The following is a 23,795-nucleotide window of genomic DNA, read 5'->3' on the forward strand; positions in this document are numbered from 1 at the left end:
CAAAAGAAGTATGACTAGTTGTGGCCTACTGCTAGTTGATTGAGGTATCTGACCAACTGTCAGTGGGAGACAAACATGGGTTAATTAAAGAACTGCCACCGGATACCAAACTGCAGACGGCGAGGCAGGCCCGTATAATAAGGCGTGGTAAAGTAGCCCGACTGTGGCAGAAACTGGTTTACGTAGGCCATCTTAAAGAACACGCTCACTGTTTTGATATCAGCGCTGACAAACACGTCAGCAATGGGCGTATTGCGTACGGTAAAGTGGTCCTGAAAGAAGAACTGTTGAGTACTCGGGCTATAATCGTAAGGCTTCCAGCGCGACTGGAAATACGTTTGCACCCCAAACTGCCCGAACAAAGCCTTCTTGAACACATAGCCCTGATAATACAACCGCGACTCTCCTACCAGCCGGGGAAAGCGCAATCCTTCGGTACCCCCTGTTACCTCTGTGTAGGTAGCCAGGTTATCAAAAAAGAGGTGGCCTACATTGAATTTGTGCTGCGCCGTCAGGCTATACACTTGGCGGCCAGATCCTAACTGGGCCGGCACAGCTTGCTCATTATAGTACACCAGGTTGGTAATATTGGCCAGGGCGCCAACAAGCTGGAGATGCTGGTTGCCAAATGCCCGGTTCACTACCCCTCGTACCTGCTGCACTTGCGTATTACTGAAGCCCGTATTCTCCCAGATGGCGTGGTTTCCTACAAACCGTTGCTCAGTTAGAGTAGGCGAGTAGCTGGTGAGTAGGGCATCAACCTGCACTGGCCCGAAACTAGTTGCGCCGCGGAGTATGTACTCTGTTTTAGTAATATGAATCAGCTCCTTAAACTGCTCTGGCACTTTCACCTCTCCTGAAGTCTCGATGGCGAATTCTTTATAGCGGAAACTAGCCGTTCCACCTAAGAAGTACTGGGTGTTAACTCCCATTTTATAGTTTAACTTCTCCACCGTTACGGTGTTACTGCCTACGCGCGACCGAGACTCCAGGGAGTAAGTCCGGTGTTTACCGTAGAGGCGGTAGGCCACCGCCGGGGAATTGCCCATTACCCCTAGCGTATTCTCTACTTGCCGGAAATCGGCGCGGTCATCGGTGATGGTATTGCTGAGTCGGCGCACATCATAGCGAAATTCGCCCGTGGTAGTATTGATAAGCTGATCATCGAAATATTTGTTCTGCCTCCGGGTCCAGTCTGCCATGTGGTAGGCAGTGAGGCCCCGGCCCAGCAAGCGGTAGGTGTGGGCCAAGTGCACCTGGTCACGGTCGTCGCGGTTGCTAGCCCCGCTCAGCCTAACCTCCTCTCGCTGGTAATCAAACAGTTGCGTGAGGTCTACTTTTCCATCACTACCCTCAATAGTATCAGAAGCTAAAGGGGCAATGCCTCCCTGTTCTATAGCCCGGTGACGAGCAGTAGTGAAGTTGGCCATGAGGTGGTAGCGGTCGTCGGGGGTCTGATAGCGCACAAACAGCAGAAAGTTGGTGTGCTCTACCTGGCCCGCCCGAGTGTTAGTAACGGCCAATGCCTTGTTTGAGCCGAAGCGCTCATAGGCAAACCCCACGTTCAGGTCTTTTTTGAGGCTGCGGGTATAGCCTAACTCAAATATCTGTTCGAAGGGGTTTCCTTGATGAAAGCGGAAAAACGTGTACGGCGAGCGGGTATCGTAATAGGCAATGGTAGAAGGATTGCGGACGTAACGGTCGAAGACGTTACGGCCCAAACGGGCGCCTATCTCCGTGTTAGGCTGCAAGAGCAAGTGCCGCGAAGCAGTGCCGAAGTTGCCTAGGTCCTGGTAGAAAGCTGAGTCATGCACCCAGTAGCGCCGTTGAGGCAAGCGCGTGAGGGTGGTGTCAATTATGCGGCCCACTGTGTCGCCTCGCATCATGTCTGCCTCGCGCAGAATGAAGGTAGTGCGGGCGCCGTACCGATTTTTAGTGGAGTCATCAACTATCTGGGCCCGGGCGCCGGGCAGTAGCGCGGGCACGCCCCCCAGCAACAGAAGCGCCAGCAGCAAGAGGCGTAGCCAATATGTGGGCACAGTAGCCCGGGAGTGCGGAATCAGTGATAAATCAGACAACAGCGTGGGGCTGAAAGTAGGGCATCAGAAGCTCCAGCAGGCGGGCATCGCCGTCGGCCAGAAACCGGACAGTAATAGGAAGGTAAAATACGGGCAATTGCTTGACAACACCTGCCAGAGCGGGCGCTAGCAAGCGAGCAGCGTCTTTCTGCGTGGTGAAAACGCTCTGGCCGGGCGCTAATTGCGCAGCTACGGCAGCAACTTCTGCTTCCGTGAATGCATGATGGTCAGCAAAACGAGCGTGGTGTATTACCCGGTAGCCCGCAGTTTCCAGGTACTGCCGCAAGGGCTCGGGCTGCGCAATGCCTGTTAGCAGAAGTACTTCTGGCCCTATAGGCTGCTGAACTGCTCCAATAGGCACGGGGGCTCCGTAAGTATAGGTTGAGAACAGCACAGGCACGGCGGGCTTAGCATACCCCCGGATGCGGCGCGTGATGTCTTGGCGGCGGGCATCAGAAAGCAGTGGGTTGCACTTCGTAACCACAACTAAATCGGCGCGCACAGCCCCGACCCGGCTTTCCCGCAACCGCCCCGCAGGCAATACCCAATCCTCAAAAAATGGTCTTTCCTGCTCCGTGAGTAAAATATTGAGGTTTGGCTGCACCCGCCGATGCTGATAGGCATCATCTAAGACCACTACCGAGGTAGCCGGAGCACTGGAGAGCAGCTGACGGATTCCGGCCACCCGGTCTTCGCACACCGCTACGGGCACTGCCCCGTTAAACTGCTGGTATTGCTGCAGTGGCTCGTCGCCGATGGTAGCGGCGGTATCAGCGGGCGTTGCGAACCGATAGCCGCGGGTGCGCCGGCCGTACCCCCGGCTCAGCATGGCCGGTGACTGACCAAGCTGCTGTAGTGCCGTGATAAGGTGCGCTACGTGAGGCGTTTTGCCGGTACCGCCCACCCGCAGATTCCCAACATTTATGACCGGCACCTCCGGAAATGATACGGAGGAGTTCAGGCCCAAGCGGTAGAACATGTTGCGCACAGCCATTACACCGGCGTAAAGCCAGCTTAGGGGCAGTAACAACACGGTAAGCAAGGATGGCACGGGCAGTGGCTAAGTTGAGGAGGCGCAAAAATAGCGGGTTGCCGCTAGCTTCAGACGGTGTGCCCCTACATATCTGGGAAAGCGACCAGCTGAGCCTAGGCCACTCAACCAGAAAAAACAGACCTTTGAAGCCCTGCACGGCCCATTCAGCGCCTGAATTATCCTTGCTACCGCAGTAGCCGGGCCGTTGAAGGAGGTATCATAAAGCCAATTCGGGAGCACCTATGATAACCCAGTCATACAGAATCAACTGGCCTACAAATAAGCTTTGCCCGATTTTGCTCGTACAATTTGCTCGTACAAGCAATTGGCCAGTTTGTCCTACTGTATGTTTGCTGATCGTCTGCTGCAATTTTTGACGGAATTCCCCTCTCCACCGCCTCTACCGGAAGAAGTAGTGGCCTACAACCCATACCAAGATAGTACGCCGCGGGAGTTGCTCACGCAGTTTGCGCAGCAGTATTACACCGGCGACCAGCCTCGAGTGGCGTTGCTGGGCATCAACCCAGGCAGGTTGGGCAATGGCCGCACGGGTGTAGCCTTCACTGACCCTACTGCGCTGGCGGCCTGGGGCATTGAAAACGACTTGCCGCGCCGCCGTGAGCCTTCCAGCGAGTTTGTGCAGGCAGTAGTACTGGCCCTGGGCGGCCCGGCGACCTTTTACCAGCACTTCTTTCTTGGCTCCCTATATCCTTTGGTGTTACTCCGCCAAGGCCTGAACTATAATTTCTATGATTCTTCGGCCGTAACGACAGCCTTGTGGCCGGATATTCAGCTGTCGGTGCGACTACTGGTGGAGAATGTGGGCGTGGCGCGGCATGCGGCCGTGTGCCTGGGTCAGCGTAATGGCAAGTACTTCCGCAGACTAAACGATGAGCTACAGCTTTTTGAACATATTCATGTGCTAGACCACCCCAGGTATCTTATGCAATACAAGCGCCGGGCGCTGGCTGACAATGTAGCCCATTACGTGCAGGTATTAGGTGACCTAGTGAGTTAACCGCATCAGGTAAGCTCCTCTCCTTACTAGCTGCTAGCAAAAGCCAGCCCGCTACCAGAGTGCTGTAGATACTACCAAATGGCCTGGGCTACTCTCAGAAACTTCGCCAGAGCAAAAACAGCTTGCTGACCTAACGTACCTTGCAATACTATGTCCGTAACCGTTCAAGACTTGGCTCGCGTGCTCGAACGCGCCGCCCCCCTGGCCTATCAGGAATCCTACGACAACGCCGGCCTGCAGTGCGGCGACCCACGCATGGAAGTGCGCGGCGTACTCATTGCCCTAGATTGCACTCCAGCCGTGGTAGAGGAAGCGCTGCGCCGCGGCTGCAACGTGGTGGTGGCCCACCACCCCGTGGTATTTAAGCCCTTAAAACGCCTCACCGGTGCCAACGAAGTAGAGCAGACCATTATCAAAGCCATCAAAAATGATGTGGCCATTTATGCTGCTCACACCAACCTCGATAACGTACTACAAGGCGTCAACCGCAAGCTGGCCAGCAAGCTAGGCTTGCAGAACCTGCAGATTCTCGATCCTAAGTCGGGCACGTTGGGCAAGCTCATTACCTATGTACCGCCCACGCACACAGAGGCCGTTCTACAGGCGCTGTATCAGGCTGGGGCTGGGCAAGTGGGCGAGTACTCTGAGTGCAGTTTCCGGATGGAAGGCACCGGCACCTTCACGCCGGGGGCTGGAACTCACCCCCATATTGGTATGCCCCTGCAGCCTGAAGCTACTCGTGAGGAGCGTGTGGAAGTCTTGCTGCCTTTACACTTACAGGCTACGGTGCTGCAGGCCTTACGGCAGGCACACCCCTATGAGGAAGTGGCCTACGAGCTTATCAAGCTGGAAAATACGCACCAAGATGTAGGTTCTGGCATGGTAGGCGACTTACCCGCCGAGCTGAGCCCCCAGGAGTTCCGCCGTCGCCTGCGCGAGGCCCTAGGAGTGCCAGTAGTAAAGCACACCGAGTATGAAAAGCCCATCCGGCGCGTGGCTCTGTGCGGCGGGGCCGGCAGCTTCCTGATTGGAAAGGCGCGCGCAGCCGGTGCGCAGGCCTACGTCACCGGCGACCTGAAATACCACGAATACTTTGGCGCCGAAGGCCGCCTGATGCTCTGCGACGTAGGCCACTTCGAGAGCGAGCAATTCACGGGGGAAATCTTCCGGGATTTGCTTACCGATAACTTTGGGAGTACTTTTGCGCTCTTAACTGCTGAGACCCTTACCAACCCCGTCCGTTATGATTTCTAATCCCTCCGCGGAAAATCCCGTTGCCAGCAAGCTGGAAGCTCTTCTGAATTTACAGCGCATCGACTCGCAGCTCGACGAAATCCGGCGCGTGCGTGGCGACTTGCCAGAAGAGGTTCGTGACCTGGAGGACGAAATTGCCGGCTATGAGGTGCGCGTGAGCAAGTTCGACGAGGAAATCGCCGGGCTCAATGAGCAAATCAAGCAGCGCAAGCAGAACGCCAAGGATGCCGACGGCCTCATTAAGCGCTACGAAGACCAGCAGCAGAACGTCCGCAACAACCGCGAATACGAGGCTATTGCCAAGGAAATTGAGCTGCAGAAGCTGGAAATCCAGATTTCTGAGAAAAAGATCAAAGAAGCTCAATACCAGATTGAGCTGAAAAACAACGACATTGCTGGCACCAAGCAGCGCCTGGAAGAGCGTAAGAAAGACCTCACCAATAAGAAAAGTGAGCTCGACGTTATTGTAGGTGAAAGTGAAGCCGATGAGAAGAAGCTCATGGATGAGCGCGAAGGTGCTGTAAAGCCCGTAGAAGAGCGCTTGTTGATGGCCTACACTCGTATCCGTGGCAACGTACGCAACGGCTTGGCCGTGGTAACGGTAAAGCGTGATGCCTGCGGTGGCTGCTTTAACACGGTTCCCCCGCAGCGCCAGGCCGACATTATTGCCCACAAGAAAATTATTGTGTGTGAGCACTGCGGCCGCGTACTAGCCGATGTAGAAGCTCGCATTGCTTAATTTAAGTCTGCTGACAAATGAAAAAAGAACGGCTCCAGGGCCGTTCTTTTTTTGCCCTATGGTTACTCGCGCGCAAGTACGCAGTGGTTTTCGCAGCAGCCGGCAGGTAGCCTGGCTGCTGCTATTGTTCTCTGCGGTTTTCAGCGAAGCCCTTTGCACTCCTTTGCGGGCACCTATCCAGCCCGGAGCAACCACGCAGTTTCACCTTTCATGGCAGCAAGCCCACGCCTACTCAGAGGTGCTGAAAATGCGCCCGGCAGCAGCCCGGCAGTGGTTAAAAGGTGCGCCCTCAACTGCTGGCAGCTTGCTGGTAGCCGATTGCTTAGATATAACTGAACTGCTGGTAACTCAGGATGCCACGCGTTACGAGGCCGTAGTGGAAGCCCAGAACCGGCGCCTGAGTGCCCTAGAAAATTCCAAGGAGCCAGGTGCTCTCTGCGCCTATGCCCGGGCTGAAATCAGGTTGCACCAGGCAGCAGCCCAGGTAGTGTTTAGCCATGAAGTGCAGGGGGCCTGGAGCTTACGCCAAAGCTACCAGCAGATGCAGGCCGTGGTGCAGCGCTATCCGCAGTATTTGCCCGCTCGGAAAACCCTGGGGATGCTGCAGTTCTTTATTGGTTCTCTGCCGGAGAGTTACCGCTGGTTTCTGAAGTTGCTGGGCCTGCCGGGCAGCGTGGAAGCGGGCCTGCAGAACATGCGCTTGGCCGCCACTCAGCCCAACGACTTTCAACTGGAAGCCCGCCTGATTCTGGCTCTACTGGAAGAAACGTACTACAAGAAGCCCGAGGCCGCGCTACAACTCGTGGAAACGCTCCACCGCCAGCAGCCCGATAACCTGCTCCTCAGCTACTTACTTATTAGTCAGCTTAAGAAACAGCACCGCACTGATGCGGCGCTAGTGGCCTACCGCTCCAGCCCAAGCGGCCCCGACTACCTGCCCTTGCCCTACCTGCACCATATGGCCGCCGATCTGCTGCTTTACCAAGGCCAGTACGCCGCCTCTGTGCGGGCCAACCAACAGTTTCTGCAGCAGTACCGGGGCCAGCATTACCGTAAGGATTCCGCCTTCAAACTTTACTTGGCGGCTTGGCTTTCCGGTGATGCTGCATCTGCCGAGAAATATAGACGTCAGATTAATGCTGGTGGCCGTACTGTGCTGGAAGAAGACAACTATGCCCAGCGCTTTTTTGAAGAAAAACTCCCGCTTAACCGCATCCTGACCCGCGCCCGGCTCCAGATTGATGGTGGGTACTACCGTGAGGCACTAGTCACCCTCAACAGCTTTCAGCCGAGCCAAGCCACTCCCCTGCGCGACAAGCTGGAAGCGCCTTACCGCCGCGCCCGTGCCTACCAGCTTCTGGGCCACTCCGACTCAGCGCGCCTGTACTATGCCCGTACTATTGCGCTGGCCGGCAATGCCCCGTACTATTTTGCTCCGCAAGCAGCACTGCAGCTGGGATACTTGTACCAAACAGAAGGTCAGAAAAACACCGCTCGTACCTATTTTAAGAAGGCATTGAGCTACCCGAAGCACGAGTATAAGAACAGCACAGATACCAAAGCCAAGCTGGCGTTGAAGGAGCTGGAGTAAGTGCGCTGGCCTAGCCTGTGTGGCGTGGGCAGTTACCTTTGCAGGGTGTACTCTGTTCGCTTAGCTGACCTCCCACCCGACTTTCGTGCCCGCGCTTTGCGGTGGGCCGCTGCCTTCCCGTACTGCGCTTACTTTGAGCCCAATACCATTCAGTACCCGCAAGGTGCTTTTAATCAGCGGCTGGCGGTGCGCCACAGGCCGGCATATTCTCCGGGTAGCTTAGCGGAGCTAGAGCAATGGCTAGGCCAGTCTAGCCAGGCCCCGCGCTGCGGTATCCTCACTTATGACCTCAAGAATGAGGTGGAAGCGCTGCACAGCCACAACCCAGATAACCTCAACTGGCCTACGCTGCATTTTTTTGAGCCGGAAATCTGGCTTGATTGGCTGGAGACTACGCTCACCATCCACACCACTGCGGCCGGTAGCCTCCCGGCTTCGGAAGTGCTGGAACAAATTTTGGCTGCTAGGCCACTTGCTCCTGCTCAGGAAACCGCACCCAGCTTTCAGGCCCGCTTACCGAAGCCTGAGTACCTGGCCGCAGTAGAAGCCATTCGGGAAGACATTCTGAATGGGGAAGTGTACGAACTGAACCTGTGCCAGGAGTTCTTCGCAGAAAACGTAGTGCTAGAGCCAGTAGAGGTGTTCTTGCGGCTTCTGAAAACTTCCCCCACTCCCTTTGCGGCCTTCTACCGCTGGCACGATCATTACCTCTTGTGCGCTTCACCTGAACGGTTTTTGCGGCGCCAGGGCACTACGCTCCTTTCCCAGCCCATCAAAGGCACCATCCGGCGCGGTAGTACCCCGGCCACCGATGAGCAGCAGCGCCAGACATTGCTACACGATGAGAAAGAGCGCGCCGAAAACCTGATGATTGTGGATCTGGTTCGCAATGACTTGGCCCGCGTGGCGGAAACCGGCACAGTGCACGTGCCTGAGTTGTTTGGGTTATATCCTTTCCGCCACGTCTGGCAGATGATTTCTACGGTGCAGGCCACCGCCCAGCCTGGCCTGGGCTTGGTAGATGCCCTCCGGGCAACTTTCCCTATGGGCTCCATGACGGGTGCCCCCAAGATCAGAGCCATGCAGCTGATTGAGCACTATGAGCGCAGCCGCCGTGGCCTGTACAGCGGCAGCATCGGCTACGTGCTACCCAACGGCGACTTCGATTTCAACGTGGTGATTCGTAGCCTCCAGTATCGGCAGGATACGGGCTACCTTAGCTTCCAGGTAGGCTCGGCTATTACCTATGATTCGGTGCCAGAGCATGAATACCAGGAGTGCCTGTTGAAAGCCCAGGGCTTGTTGGAAGTGCTGGGTGCTGATATTGCGTAAACTGGCCTAGGCCTCTGTCATTCCCTTTAGCCTCCGCTCGAATGCGGCCAGGAACAGGCCTACGTGGTAGCCATCGGCGAGGCCGTGGTGGATGTTGACAGAAACCGGCATCCAGGTGGCTCCATTTTCCTGATACAGCTGACCAAAGGAAATTTTAGGGCAGCTGTCGGGGTAACTGAAGCTGCGGGCGTGGGTGAGGCCGCTGAAGCGCACCCACGGGAGGGCTGAGCAGTGCAGCACGTCGGGGCGGGCGGTGGTTTCGCTCAGGCGGAGACCCGTACTGGTGCGTACGGCCTCCATTTCGGCGTTGGCGGCGGCCACAAAGTCCGCCAGCTCATCGTGCTGCTCAATAAAGGAAAACGAGAACGTGTTATCCTCGCGGCCCAGCGTGGCCGACGCGTGTACCCGGTCGTAGCAATACACCTGTCCATCCTCGATACGGGTACGGAACTCCGGAACTTCATTGGCAGCCTGCACGGCATGGTGGAGATAATACACGAAAAAGGATACGCCCAGTCGCTTTGCTTCCGCCTGGGCACCTGTGCAATCCACTGGCGCTACCAGTCCGAAAAAGGGCTCTTCGAACGCGGAGAAGAAGGCAAAATGCTCGCGGCGGTTCCAGGTGGCTAAGTCAATGCGCTGTTTCATGGGCGCTAAGTTCGGTAACTTTGCTGCCCTGCGAGCTTCCTTACGCAGTTTTACTTGTTCTCCCGGCCATGTCCACTCCCCATCTTATTGCCTTCGACGCCGACGACACGCTGTGGTCGAACCAGCCGCACTTCGATCAGGTAGAAGCCCGGCTCTTCAACATCCTGGCCCACTGCGGCGACGTTGAGCGCATCAGTCAGCAGCTCAACGCAGTGCAGCGGGAGAACATGAAGCTTTTCGGCTATGGCGCCAAGTCCTTCATGCTCTCCATGATAGAGACGGCCATTCAGCTAACCGATGGCGCTATAACCGGCACTTATATCCAGCAGATTCTGGACATGGGCAAAGAACTGCTGCGCTACCCCATTGAGCCCCTACCCGGCGTGCAGGAAGTCCTGACCGAGTTACGCCAGCGGGGCCACCGCCTGATGGTTCTCACCAAGGGCGACCTGTTTGATCAGGAAAGTAAGATTGCTCGCTCGGGCCTGGGTGAGTTTTTCGACCACGTGGAGATTGTCAGCGAAAAAGACGAGGCCACGTATCAACGCCTGCTCACCCGCTACAGCGCCCAACCCGAGACCTTCTGCATGATTGGTAATTCGCTCAAATCCGACATAATTCCAGTTGCCCGCTTGGGCTTCAAATCCGTGCATGTCCCATACCACGCCACCTGGATTTTCGAGCGAGTAGACCCCGAAACATTAACTGGCCTAGAATTCCACAAAGTGAATGATTTACTGGAAGTATTAACCTACTTGCCCTAGGGGTGAATTTGTGAGATGGTGAAAGACGTGCGAGACGAATAGCCATAAGAGGCTCATCCTAAGCTTGCGAAGGCTCTACCCACGTCAGCACAGGGTACCAGGTCAGTTGTTGATGCCAGAGAAGGTACTTTCATCGGCAGAATGACGTTTTATTTTGCCTCATTACCTCATCTACTCGCACATCATTCACCATTTCACCATCTCACAAATTCACCCCTCATCACTCCTGCCATTCTGTCATTTTCGGCCTAAAACCGTTACCTTTGCCGTTCTCTGAACCGTGAAGCTGACGCCTGCGACGCCTTTCTCATGTCCCAACCGCTGATTACCCTCGACTTTCTCGACACTCCCGCCCTACCCACCCCATCGGTAGAGGCGAATACGCATGCGCATGAGCCTTCGGGCGAGGTGCGCGTGAGCCCGACCACTCGCACGGGCCGCAAGCGTAAGCTCTATATTGAGAGCTACGGTTGCCAGATGAACTTCTCCGACTCTGAGATTGTGTCGAGCATCTTGTTTGAGCAGGGCTTCGACACTACCGAGCAGCTAGAAGGTGCTGACTTGGTTTTACTTAACACCTGTTCTATCCGCGAAAAGGCGGAGCAGACGGTACGCATGCGCCTCGCTCAGATCAACGGACACAAGAAGCGCAACCCCGGCTTGCTGGTGGGTGTGCTGGGCTGCATGGCTGAGCGGCTGAAGAGCAAGTTTTTAGAGGAGGAAAAACTGGTTGACCTGGTAGTGGGCCCCGATGCCTACCGCGACCTGCCCCAGTTGATTCAGCAGGTAGATGGCGGCCAAAAGGCCGTAAACGTGCTGCTGAGCCGCGAGGAAACCTACGCCGATATCACGCCCGTACGCCTGAACTCAAACGGTATCACGGCTTTTATCAGCATTATGCGCGGCTGTGACAACATGTGTTCTTTCTGTGTGGTGCCCTTCACCCGCGGCCGGGAGCGTAGCCGCGATGCTCACAGCATTGTGCAGGAAGCCCGCGACCTGGTAGCCCAGGGCTATAAAGAAGTAACGCTGCTTGGTCAGAACGTCGACTCGTATAAGTGGGCTTCGGAAGATGGCCTGGAGCACGTGAATTTTGCTCAGTTGCTGGAGCAGGTGGCCCTGGTACACCCTGAGTTGCGCGTGCGTTTCTCTACCTCGCACCCCAAAGACATCACCGACGAAGTGCTCCACACCATGGCGCGCTACGACAACATCTGCAAGTACATTCACCTGCCCGCGCAGAGTGGCAACACCCGGGTGCTCAAGCTGATGAACCGCACCTATGACCGGCCCTGGTACGAGGAGCGCGTGCAGGCCATCCGCCGCATCCTCGGCGACGACTGCGGTATCAGTACCGACATGATTGCCGGCTTCTGCTCCGAAACGGAGGAGGAACACCAGGATACGTTGAGCCTGATGGATTTGGTGCGCTATGATATGGCCTACATGTTCTTCTACTCTGAGCGGCCTGGCACATTAGCCGCCCGCAAGCTGGAAGACGATATTCCGCTGGAGGTAAAAAAGCGCCGCCTGGCCGAAATCATTGAGCTGCAGCGCGAACATAGTCGCGTGCGCAACCAGCGGGCCGTGGGCCGCGTGCACCGCGTGCTGGCAGAGAACTTTTCTAAGCGCTCCGATGAGCACCTGAGCGGCCGCAACAGCCAAAATCAAGTGGTTATTTTCCCGAAAAAGCATTTCAAAAAGGGCGACTATGTGGATGTGCTCGTGCACGAGGCCACCACAAATACGTTGCTCGGCGAGGCTATATAATTTCTTGTCATCCTGACCTTTCGCAGGGCATTGTTTCGTAAAAGTGGATGCTATGCCAATGGCTCCCTTACTTCAACAGGCTCCTCCGTTAGCTCAGGATGATGTTTTTATTCTGTGTTCCTCAAAATAAACGCCCGCGCTTTTCGTCTTCCACACGAAAACCCACTTCCGACCTTGACTCCTTCCGAAATACAATCCATTAAGCAGCGCTTTGGCATCATTGGTAATGCACCTTCGCTGAACTATGCCATTCAGGTAGCGGCTCAGGTGGCTCCTACCGATATGACGGTGCTCATTACCGGTGAGAGTGGTTCTGGTAAAGAATCGTTTTCCAAGATCATTCACGCACTCTCGCCGCGTAAGCACGGGCAGTTCATTGCCATTAACTGCGGCGCAATTCCGGAAGGCACGATTGACTCTGAGCTGTTCGGCCACGAAAAGGGCTCCTTTACTGGCGCTCAGGAGGCCCGGAAAGGCTACTTTGAGGTTACCAATGGCGGCACCATCTTCCTGGATGAGATTGGTGAGATGCCCCTCGGTACCCAGGCCCGACTGCTGCGTGTATTAGAAAACGGAGAGTTCATTCGGGTGGGTTCGTCTAAAGTTCAGAAGACGGATGTGCGCGTGGTAGCCGCTACCAACGTGAACCTGCTGGATGCCGTGCGCGAAGGCCGCTTCCGGGAAGACCTGTATTATCGTCTGAACACGGTGCCTATTACGGTTCCACCATTACGTGAACGAGACGATGATATCTACTTACTATTTAGAAAGTTTGCTACGGATTTTTCTGATCGTTACCGGGTAAAGCCAGTGACCCTGACCCCTGATGCCGTACAGGAGCTACAGCGCTTCCGCTTCCCCGGCAATATCCGTCAACTCAAGAACGTGGCTGAGCAGATGTCGGTGCTGGAGACGGACCGCGAGGTGGATGCTCGCCGGTTACGGCAGTACCTGCCCGCCGACCAGAGCAGCCGCCTGCCCATGCTCGTGCACGCCGCTGGTAGCGCTACTGATGGCGCCGGCAATGCTTACTCTGAGCGCGACCTGCTGTATAAAGTGCTCTTCGACATGCGCCGTGATATGACAGACCTGAAGAAGCTGGTACTGGATATGGCAGCCGGGCAGCGCCCCCAGGAAGCTCAAGAGCTACTGCGTCAGAACAGCCACCTATTTAATAACCTCAGCGTAGCTCCCTACGATAACGGCCAAGCCGCTAGGCCACTGCGCCAGCCTGCCCCTGACGGCCCGCCGAATGAGTATATTTTCAACTCGCACGATTTGGAGGTTGATGATACCGCTGACTACGAAGATGAGGCTCACCGCGTAGAGGACATCACCCACGAAACGGAAGAAGAAACCTTGTCACTGGAGGCCAAGGAGAAGGAGATGATTATTAAGGCGCTGAAGAAGCACCACAACAAGCGCAAGTATGCTGCCCACGATCTGGGCATTTCAGAGCGCACGCTCTACCGCAAACTAAAGCAATATGACCTTGAACAAGCGTAGCGCGAGGCCCTCCTTTTGGCTCCTGAACTGCTTTTCGCTGCTTTTAGCGTTGAGTGGCTGCAAGGTGTATTCATTTAGCGGCACCAACATTCCGCCTGAAGTAAAGACCATTTCCATTGCTACTTTCCAGAACAACGCCAGCAACGGCCCCTCCTTTCTGGCCCAGCGCTTTACCGAAGATTTCAAGGACTATTTCCAGCGCAACACCACGCTCAAGCAACAGGCCCGCGATGGAGACTTGCAGTTTGAGGGACAAATTATTGCGTTCGATTTCGCCCCGGCCGCTATTCAGCAGCAAAACAACCAAGACGTAGCCGGCGTCAACCGCCTGACCATACAGGTGCGAGTGCGATACACGAATACCAAAGACCCCAAGCAGGACTTTGAGCAAACCTTCCAAAGTACTCGTGACTTCCCTTCTACGCGCGATATTTCCAGCATCAACAACGATCCTACGGCCCTACGCGAAGTGTTCCGCAATATCATTACCGACGTATTCAATAAATCAGTGGCAAACTGGTAAGTAGCGCTTCTCTGAATAAATTGATGCACTTTTGCCGCCCCTAGGCCAGTACCATCAGTTAGCTTACTGCCGCGCCTTCCTTCTTAAAGGAGGCGCACAGGCCTAGCCGCTTACTTCATCAGCTCACTTTATCTTATGACCCGCGCGTCGCTTTTACACATACTGGACCACGTAAGCGAGATTTCGGATGCCGAAGTCCGGGAGCTGGAACAGTTGGCGGCCGCCTTCCCTTACTGCCAGACGGCGCACATTCTGCTAGCCAAAGCCGCTCATGACCGGGGCAGCATGCTGGCTAGTCAGCGCCTACGCCGCGCCGCTACGTACGCCACTAACCGCGAGTTGCTACGCCAATTGCTAGAGCAACCGGCTCCGGCAGCGGAAGTCATTGCTTCAGTTCAACCAGAGTCTCCCGCTCCTGTAAGGGCATTCACTGCTGATCCTCTAGAAACAGACGCGGGTAATGAGCTTAGCGCCGTTGGCACTGATGAACCCTCTGCTGAAGCTATTCAGGACTCAGAACCGCTAAGCGCGCTGCCACCTGTACATGAAGCTGTTATACAGCCAACTGCAGAAGTCAACGCCCAAGCAACGAGTACGGAGGACGTTGCTGGGCAAGTAGCAAGCAATACGGCTCCTGGTATAGATACCCCTGCTTTGTTTGAGGCAGAAGGTATTAGCGTAGATGAGGCTTCTGCTCCCGAACACAGTGCAGAGGAAGAATTCTCTTATTCCTCAGAAACCGACTCAGCACCAGTTCAACCGAACGATACAGGTACAATAGCAGTAGTCGAAGAAACAGAGAAGCTACAGCAAAGCGCTGTTTCTGATACGGGGGCTCAACCTGAGCCACTTCCAGAAACACGTATTGCAGATCAGAATGCTGTTGAGGGTACTTCGCAGCCTGCACTTCCGGCTGAAACACTAGTGGAAGTACCAGAAGCTGAGACACCTGCCACTCTCGCTACCGAGGCGGACGACTCTGTTCTAACTGGTCTAGCGCAAAATGAGGCAGTAGAACAAGATGCCAGTATAGAAGTATTGGTTGAGGACTTACTGCCACCTACGGCTCCTCCTATCAGGCCACCAGCCAATGCAGGCATCTCCCGGTTTGAGTTTGACCTGGTAGAGCCAGCACTGCCTGCCCCTTCGGCCTATCGGTTACCTGGCCTAGAGGATGAGAGCGAGGATGACGAGGACTTTCCTTTACCTACCATCTTCAAGAATAGTCCTCCAGCGTTCCACGCCGATGAAGATTTGGGGTACGCCTTAGGGGCGGCAGTCGCTTGGGGTACGACTTGCAGCCCCACGATGGCTATACATTGGATTTGCCGCTGGATTCTTTCTTTGAGCCCGATGCGTTGCTGCTGGCCCATATTGCCGCCAGCCGGCCTAAGCCCACCAAGTCTTCCATTGATCTGATCAACCGCTTTTTAAAAGCGCAGCCCCGTATCAAAACGCCCAGCCACGATAGCAAACCGGCAGATGAGCAGGCAGATCTATCGGTGCGCAGCACTCAGGCCGCACCAGCTATAGCCTCTGAAAGTTTGGCCAAAATCATGGTTAAGCAGGGCAAGATCGACAAAGCCATTGAAATATATGAGCGGCTGATGCAGCGCCAGCCAGAAAAAAAGGCGTACTTTGCCGATCAAATTCAACAACTGAAACAACCTTCAGCTTAGATGTACATCACCCTTGTTGTTCTGATTCTTTTTGTTTGCCTGTTGCTAGGCCTAGTAGTTCTGGCTCAGAACCCCAAAGGCGGCGGGATTTCCAGCCAGTTTGGTGCAGGTGGTGCTGCTCAGCTGATGGGCGTAAAACGTACCGGTGATTTGCTAGAGCGCCTGACCTGGGGCTTAGCTATTGCTCTGATTGTGCTGAGCCTGGGCACCCATGTTGTTGGCGACGCAGGTACTGGCCCCGTACGGAGCGTAAACCAGCAGAAAGCGCTGGAAACGCGCATTCCAACTACTCCTGCTCCTGTGGGCCCTGGTGCCCCTGGCACTACGGTACCTGGCGCAGCCGCTCCTGGTACCGCTCCGGCTACGGCTCCTGCTGCCCCAGTGCAACAGCCCGCTTCTACGCCGGCCCAATAAGTCTCTCTACGCTTCCAGCGTACTGTATCTAGTGGCTTCCTAAACAGGAGGCCACTATTTTTTTGTCCTTAGCTAACCCTGTAGCCCTATAGGCGTAAAGCGAGCCGACGCCCGCGAGTTGGGAACCGGCATTTTGTCGGCGATTTGTATAGTCTGACACGTCTGGCAGCATCCAGCAGGAAATCCTGGCGGAAAAGTTCCCGTTTAGCGACCATTCTGTCAGGTTTTGCGGGGCTGGCACAGGAAGTGCAGAACGGACGTCACCTTCTTACTACAAGTAAACCTTTCAACCAAAACGTACAATATGTCGCTTAGCATCAAACCGCTGGCTGACCGCGTTATCATCGCGCCGGCCGCCGCCGAGGAAAAAACCAAATCGGGCATCATCATCCCCGACACGGCTAAGGAAAAACCCCAGCGTGGCGAAGTAGTAGCCGTAGGTGAAGGCAAAGTGGCCGACAACGGTACCACCATCAAGCCGCAGGTGAAAGCCGGCGACCAGGTGCTGTATGGTAAGTATGCTGGCACCGAAATTACCGTGGATGGTCAGGACTACCTCATCATGAAGGAGTCGGACATCTTCGCCGTACTGTAAGCTACTTCCCTTCCTCTCTGATCAAATTCACCCGAAATTAAGATGGCTAAAAACATCCAATTCGATACCGACGGCCGCGACAAACTGAAGCGCGGTGTAGATAAACTGGCCAATGCTGTGAAGGTAACCCTGGGCCCCAAAGGCCGCAACGTGGTTATTGACAAGAAATTTGGCGCTCCTTCTATCACCAAAGATGGTGTGACGGTAGCTAAAGAAATTGAACTGAGCGACCCAGTTGAAAACATGGGTGCTCAGCTCGTGAAAGAAGTGGCCTCTAAAACGGCCGACCAGGCTGGTGACGGTACTACTACGGCAACCGTTCTGGCCCAGGCCATCTACACGGCTGGCTCGAAGAACGTAGCTGCTGGTGCTAACCCCATGGACCTGAAGCGCGGCATCGATAAGGCAGTACAAGCCGTTGTTGCTAATCTGAAGGCGCAGTCGAAGAAGATTGAGAACTCTTCGGAAATTGCTCAGGTAGGCGCTATTTCGGCCAACAACGACATGGAAATCGGCAAAATGATTGCTGACGCCATGGATAAAGTGGGCAAAGAAGGCGTTATCACGGTAGAAGAAGCTCGTGGCACGGAAACCGAAGTAAAAACGGTAGAAGGCATGCAGTTCGACCGCGGTTACCTCTCTCCTTACTTCGTGACCAACCCGGAGAAAATGGAGGCGGAGTTTGATAACCCCTACATCCTGATCTACGACAAGAAAGTAAGCACCATGAAAGAGCTGCTGCCCGTATTGGAGCAGGTAGTTCAGACTGGTAAGCCCCTGGTTATCATCTCGGAAGATGTAGACGGTGAAGCTCTTGCTACCTTGGTAGTGAACAAGCTGCGTGGTTCGCTGAAGATTGCCGCTGTTAAAGCCCCTGGCTTCGGCGACCGTCGTAAGGCTATGCTGGAAGATATTGCTTCCCTCACCGGCGGTACTGTTATCTCGGAAGAGCGTGGCTACAAGCTTGATAGCGCTACGCTGGAGTACCTCGGCCAGGCGGAGAAAGTTATCATTGACAAGGACAACACGACCATCGTGAATGGTAAGGGTGACAAAGACGGTATCACCGCCCGCGTTAACCAAATCAAAGCCCAGATCGAAACCACTACCTCTGACTACGACAAAGAGAAGCTGCAAGAGCGTCTCGCCAAGCTGTCGGGTGGTGTGGCCATCCTCTACATCGGTGCTAGCACTGAGGTAGAGATGAAAGAGAAGAAAGACCGCGTTGATGATGCCCTGCACGCTACCCGCGCCGCCGTTGAGGAGGGTGTGGTACCCGGCGGTGGTGTAGCTCTGGTGCGTGCTCTTGACGCGCTGGAAGCTGTTGACACGCTGAACGGCGACGAGCGCACGGGTGTAAACATCATCCGTACCGCTATCGAAGCTCCCCTGCGTACCATCGTGGCTAACGCCGGTGGCGAAGGCTCGGTAGTAGTACAGAAGGTTCGTGAAGGCAAAGGCGACTACGGCTACAACGCCCGCGAAGACCGCTACGAAAACCTGATGGCTGCTGGTATCCTCGACCCAACCAAAGTAACGCGTCTCGCCCTGGAGAATGCTGCTTCTATTGCTGGTCTGCTCCTGACTACCGAGTGCGTAATTTCGGATGAGCCGGAAGACGACAAAGGTGGCGCTGGTGCCGGTGCTGGCATGGGCGGCATGGGCGGTGGCATGGGCGGCATGATGTAAGATTAGCCGTCTGGCGCCTCACAGGCCTAGAACAAAGAAGCCCCGCTGGATTCGTCCGGCGGGGCTTTTTATTTGCTGTTTATTCTTTCATCATGCTTCATAACTATTATGCTACTTCACATTAGCATAGCGAGTATCCTCTTCATTTGCTCGATACGCTGAACCTGAGCAGATACTATCATGCTGAGCGCAGTTGAATCAAAGGTCATTGGAAAGTATGTTTCATCGCACCGCGCCTAGAGACCTAAGCCGATTCTTTCATCAACGGTATATATCCTTGTTCCCACAGGCCTTCGGTTCGACGAGTTGACGCTAAGTAAAACATGACGGATTAATGTTGCAGTCTTAGTACTCCTACCATAAAAAAGCCCCCGGCGCATATAGCAACCGGGGGCTTTTTTACGGTAGGTAATCAGCTTATGCCGTGGCAGGCTCCTGCATCATCGTGAAGAGGCGCTTGTAGATGACAAACAAAATGAGGGATGCTACAGCCGACAGGCCTACGAAAATCATGAAGAAGTCATAGAGGCTGGTGATCTGGAACCCCAGGAACGTAGGCCAGTGAGAAGTCAGCTCCAGGCTGCTGAGTTTGGCGGTAACATCAGCAGTAGCTTGGGTGGTGCCGTTCAGAATATTGGGGAGGTTGATGCCTTCCTTGGCGGCTTTGGAGAATTCGCCGGGGCCGGGAGGATACAGACCCGACAGTACACCCGCCAGTTTGTTGCCGGCTGCCGTGGCGAGGAACCATACGGCCATGAGTAGAGAGGCGAAGCGAGCCGGTGCCAGCTTGTTTACTAGCGCCAAACCAATTGGTGACAAGCACAACTCGGCGAAGGTGTGCACCATATACATGGTGATAAGCCAGAACATGCTCACTTTGGTGCTGGCATCTACTCCTTTCACTCCGAAGGCAATGATGAGGTAGCCAACCGCCATCAGCATAAGGCTGATAGCCATTTTCAGAGGAGAAGAGGGCTCAGCACCACGCTTACCAAGGAACGTCCAGAGTACTGCAAAAATGGGAGCAAATACAATGATGAACAAGGCGTTAGCCGACTGAAAGTACGAAGCAGGCACCACGTATGAGCCAAGCGTACGATCGGTCTGCTCATCGGCAAAGAAAGTTAGCGAAGCACCAGCCTGCTCAAACGTGCCCCAGAAGAAGATTACGAAGAAACTAAGGATGAAAATCACATAGATTTTCTGCTTCTCCCGAGCGGTCAGCGTCGGGTCAGTTAGAATAGTAATAGGAGCCACAATCATGGCTGAGAACACCAAAGCCCCGATCCAGTCACGATCCATTAGCCAGGCTATAGCGGCATATACCACGGCAAACAGGCCAATTAGCATAGGCAGCTTGCTTGCGAAGCTCTTGGCAGGCTGTGCAATGGCTTCAGTGCGCACAGGGCTGTCAGTCTGTACAGGCACTACGGGCGAGTGTTCTACGGTACGCTCTGGCTTGGCGCCTAGTGGAGCACCTTCAGCCGTAACTACGTATTTATTTTTCAGCAGTTCAAAGGTGAGACTACCCACCAGCATACCGATACCAGCGGCCAGGAAACCCCACTTAAAGTCGGCAGGGTTGCCAGTGTCGCCGAGGGTACCGCAAACCAAGGGTGAGAAAAACGCGCCCAGGTTAATACCCATATAAAAAATGGTGTAGGCCGCATCAATGCGAGAATCATCTTTAGGGTAGAGCGAGCCTACCATAGAAGAGATATTCGGCTTGAAGAAGCCGTTACCGAAAATCAAACAACCCAGGCCCAGGAAGAACAACAGCAGCTGCGCAGACGGCACCTCCGTTTGATTGGCACTGTACATGGAAGCCGAGAAAAACAGGCTAAACTGCCCGGCCGCCATTAGTAGACCACCTACTAAAATAGAGCGGCGGTTGCCCCAATACCGGTCAGCCATGTAACCACCCAGCAAGGGAGTTAGGTACACAAGCGAGGTATAGTTACCGTAAATGAGCGACGACATCTCCTTGTTCATCAGGAGTGCTTTCAGCATGTACAACGACAGCAGGGCCCGCATGCCGTAGTAACTGAACCGCTCCCACATTTCGGTGGCGAAGAGCACGTACAGGCCCTTCGGGTGGCTGGTCTGAGTGGTCTGAGCAGACTGCTCCTGCACAGCAGAGGTGGTTTGCATGAAAAGGAAGTGAGAGTGGTTGGGAATGGAAAACCAGCGGCTGCAACCGCATGGCAGGTTGGTAAAGCTACAAAAGTTTCGTTAGCCCGTTGTAATGAGCCTTTCGGGGTTTAATTGAACTCTAGCAATAGAAAAACCTTGCCAATTTCAAGCTAGGCCACTGCCGCCACCTTGCTGAGGCAGCTTGAGTTTGCAGAGTGGCTTTTCTAAAGAAGTAAAATCAACTAGACCGCAGAAGCAACTTTTAGAACTGTTCAGTCTCTTTGCGTGGTTCATGCTTCAAAAGCTACTACTAGCTAGACTGTTGGTCCAGCTCACTGGCTCATGTTACTTAATCGAGCGCTGTACTGGCCTAGCTGAGCCCCTGTTTCTCTGCTTCAGATTCTTTTCTACCCGCTACTTTTGCGGCCTCACTCCTCTTTTTCATTTTATGCGCAAGCGTATTCTTCCACTGTTCCTGTTGCTTCTTTCGCCGCTAACCCTGTGGGCCTGGGGCGCCGATGGTCACCGGGCCGTGGGTAAAATTGCTGAACAACACCTCTCCCGCCATGCTCGCCAGGAAGTGCAGCGCCTTTTAGGCACTGAAACACTGACCATGGTAAGCACCTGGCCCGATGAAATTCGCTTCTATCCGGAGTTCAAAGAAACCGCGCCCTGGCATTATGTAAATACACCATCGGGACTTACGCATGACCAGTATGTGCAGCAGCTCAATGCCCAAACGTTGCCTAATGCCTACAACATTCTGGAAGCCAAGCTAAAAGAGCTGAAGGACCCTGCTAAAACGCAGGCAGAAAAGGTGGCGGCCCTTAAGTTTGTAGTGCATATTGTGGGCGACGTACACCAGCCCTTGCATGCCGGGCACGCCGAGGACAAGGGCGGCAACGATATCAAAGTGCAGTACCGTGGCAAGGAAACCAACCTGCACAGCCTCTGGGATAGTGGCCTAATTGATTACCAGGGCCTGACCTATACAGAGATGGCCACGCAGTATGACCAGCGCCTGCACAAGCGCGACGTAAAAGCGCTGCAGAAATCAGCACCGGAACAGTGGCTATGGGAGTCGTACCAGGCTTGCGAGCGTCTGTACAAAGAAACTCCTACTGGCTCCGACCTTAACTACACATACTATCCACAGCACGCGGAACTTATGCGCCAGCGGATTGTAGAGGCTGGTATACGGTTAGCGGGTGTGTTAAACGAAACGTTTAAATAGCCTTGTCCTAAACTTTAGCCTGTATATCGCGGCCATTAGCCCACAGAACAGAGAAGCCCAGACCACTTGGTCTGGGCTTCTCTGTTCTGTGTCAACTTCAAAAAGTAGCTATACCTATAGTCCTGAGCCACCGCTAACTACGTATAAATACCCATTGAGCATCCGTAATCTTGAGTGCTATCTACTCGCAATAGCATAATACTTTTATATTTTGAAATACAGCCTGTTAAGCTTGCACAAGCCAAACTACTCCCTCAAATTTGGGGTATGAAACTCTTACTTCTTATGTGGATGAGCCAGCATCCAGGCCTGATAAATACGGAGCAAGGGGACCAACAAGTAGCCATCGCCGCCCTGCAGTTCATTCAGGACTTTAACCGCAACCTCATTCCCTACGAACGTAGCCTCCTAGAAAGGGTAGCGCGCCGGGAAATGACGCTAGGCCATATGCTGGCTTACCTGCGGGAAAATGAAGAAGCCTAAGCATAACGAATACTACCCCCATAAAAAAGCTCCGGCCTCTAGGCCGGAGCTTTTTTATGGGGGTAGAGCAACTGTAGCTTGGGAGTTTGCTTGCTACAAGCAACTAGTTGTCAGGGTGAACATGCCCGTTGCTGGCCTTTGAGTTTTTGCTGGTGAGCCACGCCGCCAGCGCTACTCCGGCACCTGCCAGCAGCGCCGTACGGAGGGCGGGGCTCCCCGTGGTAACGGCCTGCGTATAGTAGCTGGTTTCGCGGGTATTACCGGGGTAGTTGCCACGCTCTTCCAGATTGCCGATTGGCCGGTCGAGGCCATTCCGGCTTAAGGGACCGGGCGCATAATCGGCTTTCTCCTGTTTGGAGAAGGATTTTTCCATAAACTTATCAAGTAAAGCCGGTGTCCAGTGTTCCATGCCAATAAAGGCCCGGCCACCGCCACCGATTACCACGGAGCGCTCCGGGGTTTCGCAGGAGTGTAGAATGCCACGAGCTACCGTTTCGGGAGCGTAGGCGGGTGGTGCGTGCTGGGCCTCACGCTCCATGTAATTTTTGGCGTGCAGCGGATAGGGTGTATCAATGGCGGCGGGCTGAATAAGCGTTACTGATATGGGGGCGCCGTCCATCTCTAATTCCATCCGGAGGCCATCAGTGAAGCCCTTTACAGCGTGCTTACTAGCTGAGTAAATAGTTTGCAGGATAGCCGTTACATCGGAGAGGATACTGCCTAGGTTGATAATGGCCCCGCCTTTTGACTTGAGATGCTTAGCTGCCTCCAGCGAACCATAAATCAGGCCCCACAGGTTTGTATCGAAGAGCTTGCGCATATCTTCGATGGGTATGTCCTCGATTTTGCCATAGATAGACACCCCTGCATTATTGATCCAGGTGTCGAAACCACCGAACTGCTGTTGCGCCTTTTTGGCGATGGCCTGTACATCTTCCTGGCGGCTCACATCAGCCACTACGTACACGGCTTGCCCGCCACTTTGGGTAATTTCTTTTGTGAGTTGCCGCAGGGCATCCTCGCTGCGCGAGGCTAGCACCAGCTTTGCGCCTTTTTTGGCGGCCATACGAGCCGTTACCAGGCCTATACCGGAGGAAGCCCCCGTAATGACAATGGTTTGATTCTTCAGTTTCTTCAGCTTGACTTTCATAGTAGTAGGTCGGGTAATAAAGAGAATAGAACAGTTGCGGCTACCAGCCTGCCACACAGAAATTGCTCCTGCCAAGCCACCAGCTACGGTATATACTACGGTGAAAATCTACAGCAGACTGCTAAAACACAATATTTTATATTCAGTGGTCTATTTCCTACA

Annotated in this window: 21 protein-coding genes; 16 read left to right on the forward strand and 5 right to left on the reverse strand. The window is 54.5% G+C overall.

From position 1 onward, the window contains the following. Window positions 1–80 precede the first annotated feature (80 nt). Complete coding sequence (locus tag HMJ29_RS18450; RefSeq protein ID WP_171592872.1) at window positions 81–2,078, reverse strand: putative porin; 1,998 nt, start codon at window positions 2,076–2,078, stop codon at window positions 81–83. Continuing rightward, the gene (lpxK, locus tag HMJ29_RS18455; RefSeq protein ID WP_244679052.1) at window positions 2,071–3,129 is read right to left on the reverse strand and encodes a tetraacyldisaccharide 4'-kinase; all 1,059 of its coding nucleotides are present in this window, start codon (window positions 3,127–3,129) and stop codon (window positions 2,071–2,073) included. The genes HMJ29_RS18450 and lpxK overlap by 8 nt, the downstream gene beginning before the upstream one ends. A gap of 328 nt (window positions 3,130–3,457) precedes the next feature. On the opposite strand from lpxK, the gene HMJ29_RS18460 reads away from it, so the two are divergent. From HMJ29_RS18460 to HMJ29_RS18480, 5 genes are all read left to right on the forward strand, one after another. After that, window positions 3,458–4,129, forward strand: a complete 672-nt coding sequence (locus tag HMJ29_RS18460) for a uracil-DNA glycosylase family protein (protein ID WP_171592873.1) — start codon at window positions 3,458–3,460, stop codon at window positions 4,127–4,129. A gap of 150 nt (window positions 4,130–4,279) precedes the next feature. Further along, a complete protein-coding gene (locus HMJ29_RS18465) occupies window positions 4,280–5,383 on the forward strand; it encodes a Nif3-like dinuclear metal center hexameric protein (protein WP_171592874.1) in 1,104 nt (367 codons plus the stop codon). Beyond that, window positions 5,373–6,122 carry a zinc ribbon domain-containing protein gene (locus HMJ29_RS18470; RefSeq protein ID WP_171592875.1) on the forward strand — a complete coding sequence of 250 codons (750 nt, stop codon included), beginning with the start codon at window positions 5,373–5,375 and terminating at the stop codon, window positions 6,120–6,122. Before HMJ29_RS18465 ends, HMJ29_RS18470 begins: the two co-directional genes overlap by 11 nt. A 58-nt stretch (window positions 6,123–6,180) precedes the next feature. Next, window positions 6,181–7,713 (forward strand): tetratricopeptide repeat protein, encoded by a 1,533-nt coding sequence (locus HMJ29_RS18475; RefSeq protein ID WP_171592876.1) that lies wholly within the window; start codon window positions 6,181–6,183, stop codon window positions 7,711–7,713. Between the two features lie 45 nt (window positions 7,714–7,758). Then, window positions 7,759–9,045: an anthranilate synthase component I family protein gene (locus HMJ29_RS18480; protein WP_171592877.1), complete on the forward strand. Its 1,287-nt coding sequence runs from the start codon at window positions 7,759–7,761 to the stop codon at window positions 9,043–9,045. A 6-nt stretch (window positions 9,046–9,051) separates the two neighbouring features. Here the strand turns inward: HMJ29_RS18480 and HMJ29_RS18485 are convergent, their stop codons facing one another. Further along, window positions 9,052–9,693: a chloramphenicol acetyltransferase gene (locus tag HMJ29_RS18485; protein ID WP_171592878.1), complete on the reverse strand. Its 642-nt coding sequence runs from the start codon at window positions 9,691–9,693 to the stop codon at window positions 9,052–9,054. A gap of 68 nt (window positions 9,694–9,761) precedes the next feature. Here HMJ29_RS18485 and HMJ29_RS18490 point away from each other — a divergent pair, with 68 nt between their 5' ends. The 9 genes from HMJ29_RS18490 to groL all read left to right on the forward strand — a co-directional run bounded on the left by HMJ29_RS18490 (window position 9,762) and on the right by groL (window position 18,633). Then, window positions 9,762–10,457, forward strand: a complete 696-nt coding sequence (locus HMJ29_RS18490) for an HAD family hydrolase (RefSeq protein ID WP_171592879.1) — start codon at window positions 9,762–9,764, stop codon at window positions 10,455–10,457. A gap of 309 nt (window positions 10,458–10,766) precedes the next feature. Then, window positions 10,767–12,227: a tRNA (N6-isopentenyl adenosine(37)-C2)-methylthiotransferase MiaB gene (miaB, locus tag HMJ29_RS18495; RefSeq protein WP_171592880.1), complete on the forward strand. Its 1,461-nt coding sequence runs from the start codon at window positions 10,767–10,769 to the stop codon at window positions 12,225–12,227. 174 nt (window positions 12,228–12,401) lie between these two features. Beyond that, window positions 12,402–13,733, forward strand: coding sequence for a sigma-54 interaction domain-containing protein (locus HMJ29_RS18500; protein ID WP_171592881.1), 1,332 nt, complete (start codon window positions 12,402–12,404; stop codon window positions 13,731–13,733). After that, window positions 13,714–14,256, forward strand: a complete 543-nt coding sequence (locus HMJ29_RS18505) for an LptE family protein (protein WP_244679051.1) — start codon at window positions 13,714–13,716, stop codon at window positions 14,254–14,256. The genes HMJ29_RS18500 and HMJ29_RS18505 overlap by 20 nt, the downstream gene beginning before the upstream one ends. 135 nt (window positions 14,257–14,391) lie before the next feature. Beyond that, window positions 14,392–15,675 (forward strand): DUF8458 domain-containing protein, encoded by a 1,284-nt coding sequence (locus HMJ29_RS20810; RefSeq protein WP_495524960.1) that lies wholly within the window; start codon window positions 14,392–14,394, stop codon window positions 15,673–15,675. Beyond that, the gene (locus tag HMJ29_RS18510) at window positions 15,615–15,935 is read left to right on the forward strand and encodes a hypothetical protein (protein ID WP_171592882.1); all 321 of its coding nucleotides are present in this window, start codon (window positions 15,615–15,617) and stop codon (window positions 15,933–15,935) included. Before HMJ29_RS20810 ends, HMJ29_RS18510 begins: the two co-directional genes overlap by 61 nt. Further along, window positions 15,936–16,349, forward strand: a complete 414-nt coding sequence (gene secG / locus HMJ29_RS18515) for a preprotein translocase subunit SecG (RefSeq protein ID WP_171592883.1) — start codon at window positions 15,936–15,938, stop codon at window positions 16,347–16,349. Between the two features lie 304 nt (window positions 16,350–16,653). Next, window positions 16,654–16,944 carry a co-chaperone GroES gene (gene groES / locus HMJ29_RS18520; RefSeq protein ID WP_045687497.1) on the forward strand — a complete coding sequence of 97 codons (291 nt, stop codon included), beginning with the start codon at window positions 16,654–16,656 and terminating at the stop codon, window positions 16,942–16,944. Between the two features lie 42 nt (window positions 16,945–16,986). Then, window positions 16,987–18,633, forward strand: coding sequence for a chaperonin GroEL (gene groL, locus HMJ29_RS18525; protein ID WP_171592884.1), 1,647 nt, complete (start codon window positions 16,987–16,989; stop codon window positions 18,631–18,633). A gap of 417 nt (window positions 18,634–19,050) precedes the next feature. Here groL and HMJ29_RS18530 read toward each other — a convergent pair whose 3' ends face one another. Beyond that, entirely contained in the window at window positions 19,051–20,784 is a 1,734-nt protein-coding gene (locus tag HMJ29_RS18530) for a peptide MFS transporter (RefSeq protein ID WP_171592885.1), read from the reverse strand. 430 nt (window positions 20,785–21,214) lie between these two features. On the opposite strand from HMJ29_RS18530, the gene HMJ29_RS18535 reads away from it, so the two are divergent. Together HMJ29_RS18535 and HMJ29_RS18540 are read left to right on the forward strand one after the other, a co-directional pair. After that, complete coding sequence (locus tag HMJ29_RS18535; protein ID WP_171592886.1) at window positions 21,215–22,000, forward strand: S1/P1 nuclease; 786 nt, start codon at window positions 21,215–21,217, stop codon at window positions 21,998–22,000. Window positions 22,001–22,267: 267 nt separating this feature from the next. After that, the gene (locus tag HMJ29_RS18540) at window positions 22,268–22,483 is read left to right on the forward strand and encodes a hypothetical protein (RefSeq protein ID WP_171592887.1); all 216 of its coding nucleotides are present in this window, start codon (window positions 22,268–22,270) and stop codon (window positions 22,481–22,483) included. 103 nt (window positions 22,484–22,586) lie between these two features. Here the strand turns inward: HMJ29_RS18540 and HMJ29_RS18545 are convergent, their stop codons facing one another. Continuing rightward, window positions 22,587–23,633, reverse strand: a complete 1,047-nt coding sequence (locus HMJ29_RS18545) for an SDR family oxidoreductase (protein WP_171592888.1) — start codon at window positions 23,631–23,633, stop codon at window positions 22,587–22,589. Between the last annotated feature and the right edge of the window lie 162 nt (window positions 23,634–23,795).

Source organism: Hymenobacter taeanensis, from assembly GCF_013137895.1.
Classification (GTDB): Bacteria; Bacteroidota; Bacteroidia; order Cytophagales; family Hymenobacteraceae; genus Hymenobacter; species Hymenobacter taeanensis.

Excerpts from the sequence above, each read along its gene's own strand:
- HMJ29_RS18460 (WP_171592873.1), top strand. The coding sequence starts at position 3,458 with ATGTTTGCTGATCGTCTGCTGCAATTTTTGACGGAATTCCCCTCTCCA.
- HMJ29_RS18465 (WP_171592874.1), top strand. The coding sequence starts at position 4,280 with ATGTCCGTAACCGTTCAAGACTTGGCTCGCGTGCTCGAACGCGCCGCC.
- HMJ29_RS18470 (WP_171592875.1), top strand. The coding sequence starts at position 5,373 with ATGATTTCTAATCCCTCCGCGGAAAATCCCGTTGCCAGCAAGCTGGAA.
- HMJ29_RS18475 (WP_171592876.1), top strand. The coding sequence starts at position 6,181 with ATGGTTACTCGCGCGCAAGTACGCAGTGGTTTTCGCAGCAGCCGGCAG.
- HMJ29_RS18485 (WP_171592878.1), bottom strand. The coding sequence starts at position 9,693 with ATGAAACAGCGCATTGACTTAGCCACCTGGAACCGCCGCGAGCATTTT.
- HMJ29_RS18490 (WP_171592879.1), top strand. The coding sequence starts at position 9,762 with ATGTCCACTCCCCATCTTATTGCCTTCGACGCCGACGACACGCTGTGG.
- miaB (WP_171592880.1), top strand. The coding sequence starts at position 10,767 with ATGTCCCAACCGCTGATTACCCTCGACTTTCTCGACACTCCCGCCCTA.
- HMJ29_RS18505 (WP_244679051.1), top strand. The coding sequence starts at position 13,714 with ATGACCTTGAACAAGCGTAGCGCGAGGCCCTCCTTTTGGCTCCTGAAC.
- HMJ29_RS20810 (WP_495524960.1), top strand. The coding sequence starts at position 14,392 with ATGACCCGCGCGTCGCTTTTACACATACTGGACCACGTAAGCGAGATT.
- secG (WP_171592883.1), top strand. The coding sequence starts at position 15,936 with ATGTACATCACCCTTGTTGTTCTGATTCTTTTTGTTTGCCTGTTGCTA.
- groES (WP_045687497.1), top strand. The coding sequence starts at position 16,654 with ATGTCGCTTAGCATCAAACCGCTGGCTGACCGCGTTATCATCGCGCCG.
- groL (WP_171592884.1), top strand. The coding sequence starts at position 16,987 with ATGGCTAAAAACATCCAATTCGATACCGACGGCCGCGACAAACTGAAG.
- HMJ29_RS18530 (WP_171592885.1), bottom strand. The coding sequence starts at position 20,784 with ATGCAAACCACCTCTGCTGTGCAGGAGCAGTCTGCTCAGACCACTCAG.
- HMJ29_RS18535 (WP_171592886.1), top strand. The coding sequence starts at position 21,215 with ATGCGCAAGCGTATTCTTCCACTGTTCCTGTTGCTTCTTTCGCCGCTA.
- HMJ29_RS18540 (WP_171592887.1), top strand. The coding sequence starts at position 22,268 with ATGAAACTCTTACTTCTTATGTGGATGAGCCAGCATCCAGGCCTGATA.
- HMJ29_RS18545 (WP_171592888.1), bottom strand. The coding sequence starts at position 23,633 with ATGAAAGTCAAGCTGAAGAAACTGAAGAATCAAACCATTGTCATTACG.